The sequence below is a fragment of the Victivallis sp. genome (assembly GCF_048170485.1).
GTDB lineage: Bacteria > Verrucomicrobiota > Lentisphaeria > Victivallales > Victivallaceae > Victivallis.
In genome coordinates this window covers 19,523-27,316 of sequence record NZ_DBEXAY010000162.1, presented here as the reverse complement: position 1 = coordinate 27,316, position 7,794 = coordinate 19,523, and the positions used below count along the sequence as shown (strand labels likewise).

Genomic DNA, 7,794 nt, shown 5'->3' with positions numbered 1-7,794 from the left:
GGAAGTTCTACATCACGACCTTCCTCCGGGCGATCGGCTACCCGACCAACCGCGACATTCTCGCCGAGTGCTACGAGGTGAAGAAGCATTCGGTCTCTTCGCTGCTCAAGCAGAAGGATCTCTCCGGCTTCTATACGGTGGACGACATCACCACCGAGGACGATGTGCTGGTGATCGACGAACTGGTCCAGCTCACCGAAAACCACCTCAAGCAGCTGGTCGACGCCGGAATCCGCGAGGTGGAACTCGCCTACGTCGCCGAGGGGGACAACTACCTCATCGGCTGTCTGCGCAAGGATCCCGCCCGCAACGAGGAGGATGCCCTCAAGGAGATCTACCGGCGCATGCGTCCCGGCGATCCGCCGAACATCAACAACGCCAAACTGCTGATCAAGCGGCTCTTCTTCGACAACCGCCGGTACGACCTCGGCGCGGTCGGCCGCTACAAGCTCAATGAGCGGCTCAAGCAGGATATTCCGCTGACGCAGCGCACGCTCGACCCGAAGGATCTGATGGCGGCGACCAAGATGCTGATCAAGCTCCGTCACGTCGGCGGGCAGGTGGACGACATCGACCACCTCGGCGCGCGGCGCGTCCGCACCGTCGGCGAGCTGCTGCAGAACCAGTGCCGGGCCGGCCTGCTCCGCACCGAGCGGCTGATCCGCGAGCGCATGACCTTCGACGAGCAGAACGTCACGCCGTCGAAACTGATCAATCCGAAGGCGTTCGCCGGTGTGATCCGCGACTTCTTCGCCCGCAGCCAGCTGTCGCAGTTCATGGACCAGACCAACCCGCTGAGCGAGCTTACCAACAAGCGCCGTCTCTCCGCGCTCGGTCCCGGCGGTCTTTCGCGTGACCGCGCCGGATTCGAGGTGCGCGACGTGCACTCCAGCCACTACGGCCGGATCTGCCCGATCGAGACGCCGGAAGGTCCGAACATCGGTCTGATCAGCTCGATGTCGCTCTACGCGATCATCGACGAGTATGGATTCCTGGAAACCCCCTACCGCAAGGTGGTCGACGGTCAGGTGACCGATCAGATCGACTATCTGACCGCGGACAAGGAGGAGCAGTTCGTCATCGCGCAGGCCAACGCGCTGCTCGACGAGAACAACCGCTTCGTGCGTCCAATGATCATGAGCCGCTTCCACGGGGAGTCCGGCGAGCATCCGCGCGAAGAGGTGCAGTACATGGACGTTTCGCCGAAGCAGCTGGTCAGTGCGGCTGCCGGCATCATCCCGTTCCTGGAACACGACGACGCGAACCGCGCGCTGATGGGTTCGAACATGCAGCGCCAGGCGGTTCCGCTTCTGATGCCGGAGTCCCCCTACGTCGGGACCGGTCTGGAGGCCCGCATCGCCCGCGACTCCCGCGCGGTGGTGGTGGCGAAGGAGGACGGCATCGTGGCGGAGGTCTCCTCCAGCCATGTGCTCGTCACGCCGGACGGCAAACTGCCGGCGGAGGATGCCGACAAGAAGTCGTACCAGAATTACCGGCTTTACAAATATCTGCGCAGCAACGCAGGAACTTGCGTCAACCAGCGCCCGGTGGTCTCCCGCGGCGACGTGGTTCACAAGGGTGACGTGCTGGCCGACGGCGCTGCGACCCAGGGGGGCGAACTCGCCCTCGGCCGCAACGTGCTGGTGGCGTTCATGCCGTGGTGCGGATACAACTTCGAAGACGCGATCATCGTCAGCGAACGGCTGGTGAAGGAGGATGTTTACACCAGCATTCACGTGGACGAATTTGAAATCACCAGCCGCGAGACCAAGCTCGGGCCGGAAGAGATCACCCGCGATATTCCGAATGTGAGCGAGGACGCGCTGCGCAACCTCGACAGCCGCGGCGTCGTCTACGAGGGCGCCGAGGTCAAGCCGGGCGACATTCTGGTCGGCAAGATCACGCCGAAGAGCGAGACCGAGCTGGCGCCGGAAGAGCGTCTGCTGCGCGCCATCTTCGGGGAGAAGGCGGCGGATGTGAAGGATTCGAGCCTGATGGTTTCCAGCGGCAAGGGCGGTATCGTCATGGACATCCGCATTGAGTACGCCAAGGATGCCGCCCGGGCGAACATGACCAAGACCGAGGTCCGCCGCCAGGAGAAGATGATGCGGAACGACTACCGCGACGTCTACAACGGCCTGATCGAGGACCTCACCGCGCGGCTGTCGGATGTGATGCTCGGTGTCAAGCTGCCGTATCCGATCTTCGATATGTCGCCGTCGCGTGAGAACGCGGTGCTGATCAGCTCCAACCGCAAGGTCACCAAGAGTTCGATCCAGAAGCTGGCGACCCACTACGACTGCTGGAGCATGGAGGACTGCGAGCTCAAGAAGACGCTGACCGAGATCATTGACGGATTCATTCCGCAGTTCCAGGAGAACGAGGAGCGTCATCGCCGGATGGTGGACAACCTCGACGCCGCCGAAAACGGCGAAAACGGCGTGATCAAGCGGGTCAAGGTCTACGTCGGCTGCAAGCGCAAACTGCAGGTCGGTGACAAGATGGCCGGCCGTCACGGAAACAAGGGTATCGTTTCGCGGATTGTTCCGATTGAAGACATGCCGTTCCTCGAGGACGGCACTCCGGTGGACATCGTGCTGAACCCGCTCGGCGTGCCGAGCCGTATGAACATCGGGCAGGTGCTGGAAACCCACCTCGGCTGGGCGGCGAAGATGCTCGGAATCAAGGCGGCGACCCCGGTCTTCGACGGTATCAGCGAGAAGGAGATCATCGAGCTGATGAAGCAGGGCAACGAGGCCTTCACCAAGAAGGAAGGTCACGACTACCACTGGGGCTTCAAGCAGACCGAATCCGGCGAGTGGGTCTACGACGGCAAGGCGGATGTGTACGACGGGCGCACCGGCGACAAGTTCGACCAGCGCGTCATGGTCGGCCAGATCTACATGCTGAAGCTGGACCACCTGGTCGCGAACAAGATTCACGCCCGTGCGGTCGGTCCCTACTCGCTGGTGACGCAGCAGCCGCTGGGCGGTAAGGCGCAGCACGGCGGTCAGCGGTTCGGAGAAATGGAAGTGTGGGCGCTCGAAGCGTACGGAGCCGCCTACAACCTTCAGGAGATGCTGACCGTGAAGTCGGACGATGTGACCGGGCGCACCCGGATTTACGAATCCATCGTCAAGGGGCAGAACGTGCTGGAAGCCGGGCGGCCGGAGTCCTTCAACGTGTTGTTGAAGGAGATGCAGAGCCTCGGGCTCGACATCCGCACCGTCAAGAAGACGTCCGAAAACTAATTCGAGGAGGAAGATACCTTGATTGACAATACTTATGCCTACCGGGAGCTGCTGGGCAAGAGCTCGGCGACTTCGTTCAGTGCGGTTTCGATCAATGTCGCGTCGCCGGAGGTGATCCGTTCGTGGTCGTTCGGCGAGGTGAAGACCCCGGAAACCATCAACTACCGGAGCTTCAAGCCGGAGAAGGGGGGACTCTTCTGCGAGCGCATCTTCGGACCCACCCGTGACTGGGAGTGCTACTGCGGCAAGTACAAGCGGGTCAAGCACAAGGGAATCGTCTGCGACCGCTGCGGCGTCGAAGTGACCCAGGCCAAAGTGCGCCGCGAGCGCATGGGGCACATCGAGCTGGCGGTGCCGGTTTCGCACATCTGGTTCTTCAAGTGCATGCCCAGCCGCATCGGTCTGGTGCTCGACATGACCGCGAAGTCGCTCGAGCATGTGATCTATTATGAAGAGTATGTGGTCACCGATCCGGGCGATACGCCGCTGCAGGTCGGTATGACCATGACCGAAATCGAATACCGCCAGGCGGTGGACGACTACGGCGACGCTTTCGTCGCCGAGATGGGCGCTCCGGCGATCAAGACGCTGCTCGAGCGGGTCGACCTGCCGGCGCTCAAGGCGGAGCTGGAGGTCAGCCTCGAAGGAACCCGGAACAAGGCGATCCGCAAGAAGCTGGCGAAGCGGCTGCGGCTGGTCGAAGGGTTCATGGCGAGCAATTCGCGTCCGGAGTGGATGATTCTGACGGTGCTGCCGGTGATTCCGCCGGATCTGCGCCCGCTGGTTCCGCTCGAGGGCGGCCGTTTCGCCACCAGCGACCTCAACGACCTCTACCGCCGCGTCATCAACCGGAACAACCGGCTCAAGACGCTGCTGTCGATCCGCACGCCGGAAGTGATCATCCGCAACGAAAAGCGCATGCTGCAGGAGGCGGTGGACTCGCTGCTGGACAACGGCCGTCACGGCCGCGCGGTGACCGGCGCCGGAAACCGTCCGCTGAAGAGCCTTTCGGATATGCTCAAAGGCAAGCAGGGCCGCTTCCGTCAGAACCTGCTCGGTAAGCGTGTCGACTACTCCGGCCGTTCGGTCATCGTCGTCGGCCCGGAACTGAAGATTCACCAGTGCGGACTGCCGAAGAAGATGGCGATGATCCTCTTCGAGCCCTTCATCATCCGGCACCTCAAGGGGCGCGGTTACGCGCACACCGTCCGCGGCGCCAAGAAGATGATCGAGCGCGGCGAGCCGGTGGTGTGGGATATCCTCGACGAAGTGACCAAGGGGCATCCGGTGATGCTGAACCGCGCGCCTACGCTGCACCGTCTGAGTATCCAGGCGTTCGACCCGGTGCTGATCGAAGGTTCGGCGCTGCGTCTGCACCCGCTGGTCTGTACCGCGTACAACGCGGACTTCGACGGCGACCAGATGGCGGTCCACGTGCCGCTGTCGAACGAGGCGCAGATGGAGACCAAGCTCTTGATGCTTGCGCCGAACAACATCTTCTCGCCCGCCAACGGCAAGCCGATCGCGTCGCCGACGCAGGATATCACGCTGGGCAGTTACTATCTCACCTGCGAACCGCGCAACAAGGACAAGGCCAAGCTCTATCGCGACTACTTTGAAGTGCTGTTCGCGATGCAGGCGGGGTTCCTGAAGATTCACGATGCGGTGAAGATTCCGAACCCGGACCTCGGCAAGGATACGCCGTACGGCGACAAGGAGAGCAAGTTCATCCTGACCACGCCCGGCCGCTGCATCTTCAACGAGATCTGGGACAAGCGTCTTGGTTTCTACAACCAGATCGCCAAGAAGAAGGAGCTGGGCCGTCTGATCAGCGATTCCTACAAGATCGCCGGCCACGAGGCGACGATCAAACTGCTGGACGACCTCAAGGACATGGGCTACCGTCACGCGACGCTGGCCGGTCTCTCGATTTCGATCGCGGACCTGCAGGTTCCGGAGAAGAAGGAGGAGATCATCGAGAACGCCCGCGCCCAGATCGACAACGTGCTCGAACAGTACAACAGCGGTCTGCTGACCGAGGGCGAGCGCCACAACAAGGTGATCGACATCTGGACGCAGGCGAGCAATGCGGTGGCGAACGAGCTGTTCGTCCGGCTGGAGACCGCGTCGCGTCGCGGCGAGATCAACCCGGTGTACGCGATGCTCGACTCCGGCGCGCGCGGCAGCAAGGATCAGATCCGTCAGCTCGCCGGTATGCGCGGACTGATGGCGAAACCGTCGGGCGACATCATCGAACGGCCGATTATTTCGAACTTCCGTGAAGGGCTGTCGGTGCTGGAATACTTCATCTCGACCCACGGCGCCCGCAAAGGTCTGGCTGACACCGCGCTGAAGACGGCGGACTCCGGTTACATGACCCGCCGTCTGGTCGACGTCGCGCAGGACATCATCTGCCGCGAGGCGGACTGCGGCACGACCAAGGGTGTCTGGACCAGCGCCATCATCGAGGGTGACGAGGTGATCATGCCGCTGCGCGACCGGATTCTCGGCCGGTTCAGCGCGCAGGACATCCGCGACCCCGCCTTTGCCGACGGCCGTCTGATCATCGCCGCCGGCGAGGAGTTCACGCCGGATATCGTCGACGTGATCGACAAGCGCGGCATCCAGCGGGTGCTGATCCGTTCGACGCTGACCTGCGAGACGCTGCACGGCGTCTGCGTCAAGTGCTACGGCCGGAACCTGGCGAGCGACCGGCAGGCGAAGGAGGGCGACGCGCTCGGCATCATTGCGGCGCAGTCGATCGGTGAGCCCGGTACGCAGCTGACGATGCGTACGTTCCACATCGGCGGAACGGCGTCGAGCGCCTACAAGCAGCCGGTGATTGCGGCGCGTCACGACGGTATGATCAAACTCATGAACGTGCGCACCATCAAGAACCAGAAGGGCAAGACCGTGGTCGTCAACAAGAACGGCTACGTGATCGTCTACGATCCGGAGGTGGCGAAGGCGGCGGAGAAGGCGGCCCGCGAACGGGCTCAGGTGGAGGCCGAAGCGCTCGGCACCGTCTACAACAAGGACTACGACTTCTGGTCGGATGCTCTCCGTGAGGCGGAGCTCGACCGTTACGAACTGGAAGCGGGCGCCGTGCTCGACAAGAACGACGGCGACACCGTCAAGGCGAACGAGGTGTTCGTGCAGTGGGAAGCGAACCACGTGCCGATCATCATCGAGGAAGCCGGTACGGTGGAGCTGCACGACCTGGTCGAAGGCGTGACGCTGCAGAAGCAGAAGCGCGGCGGTTCCGACCAGAGCACGGTGATGGAGCACCGCGAGGACCTGCATCCGCAGATTGTCATCGTGGGGGACGACGGTGCGTTTCTGGCGAACTATCCGCTGCCGGCCGGCGCGGTGCTGATGACCAAGGCGGGGGCGAAGGTGACCCCCGGTATGGTGGTGGCGCGTGTGCCGCGGCAGTCGGCGAAGAACAAGGACATCACCGGAGGTCTGCCGCGGATTGCGGAACTCTTCGAAGCGCGTGTTCCGAAGGATGTGGCGGAGATCGCCCGCATCGACGGTTACGTCGAAGTGGACAAGATGACCCGCGGTCGTCGTCAGCTGCTGATCCGGGATCCGGAGTCGGGGATGACCGAGGAGCACAACAACATTCCGGCGCACAAGCATCTCACGGTGAGCAAGGGGGACTTCGTCCGCAAGGGGCAGAAGCTGACCGAAGGTTCGATCGTTCCTCACACGCTGCTGGAGGTGTGCGGCATTCACGAGCTGCAGCGCCATCTGGTCGACGCGATCCAGCTGGTGTACCGTGCGCAGGGTGTGGAAATCAACGACAAGCACGTGGAGATCATCATCCGTCAGATGATGCAGAAGGTGCGGATCACCGAATCCGGCTCGACCGATTATCTGCCGGGCGAGCAGCTTGACCGGACCGAGTTCGACCGGGTCAACCGGGAGGTGATCGAGAAGGGCGGCAAGCCGGCGGAAGCCGAGCCGATCCTGCTGGGTATCACGAAGGCGGCTCTGGAGACGGAGAGCTTCATTTCGGCGGCGTCGTTCCAGGACACCACCCGGATTCTGACCGAAGCCGCCACGCTCGGGAAGGTGGACAATCTGACCGGGTTCAAGGAGAACGTGATCACCGGGCACCTGATTCCGGCTGGAACCGGGACGGAGCTCATGCAGTCGATCCGCCTGAAGTACCTCGGCACCGAGATCGAGGAGGAGCTGCCGACGCAGGAGCCGGAGCGCTCGGTCGAGGAGATTGCCGCCGCGTGGCGTGACACCGAACCGGATCACTCGAAGGTCGATTTCGGCGACGACGAGGAAGAGGGCGGAAGCCTGCCGGATGAGGCGCGGGAACTGGTTCCGGAACTGGGCGACGGATTCGAGGATTCCGCCGCGGACTTCGGAGAGGACTCCGGGGAGGATGAGTTCTGAGAACCGGCTGAAACCCGGGCCGGTGCTTCGGATTTCTCCCCTGCGGGGGAGGCCGGAGCACCGGAAAATTCGGTGTATTGAAACTTTTTTTGCTGAAAAAGCGCTTGAAATATTTGCAAAAAGTGTTTTG

At 62.6% G+C, this 7,794-nt stretch carries 1 protein-coding gene and 1 pseudogene; both read left to right on the top strand.

Annotated elements, in window-relative coordinates; all coding sequences use genetic code 11:
• The coding region (gene rpoB / locus ACMLHG_RS08425; protein ID WP_417170213.1) for a DNA-directed RNA polymerase subunit beta at positions 1–3,251 on the top strand (3,251 nt) is incomplete at its 5' end.
• Between the two features lie 21 nt (positions 3,252–3,272).
• A pseudogene (rpoC, locus tag ACMLHG_RS08420) lies at positions 3,273–7,448 on the top strand (DNA-directed RNA polymerase subunit beta'); the annotation flags it as partial.
• Between the last annotated feature and the right edge of the window lie 346 nt (positions 7,449–7,794).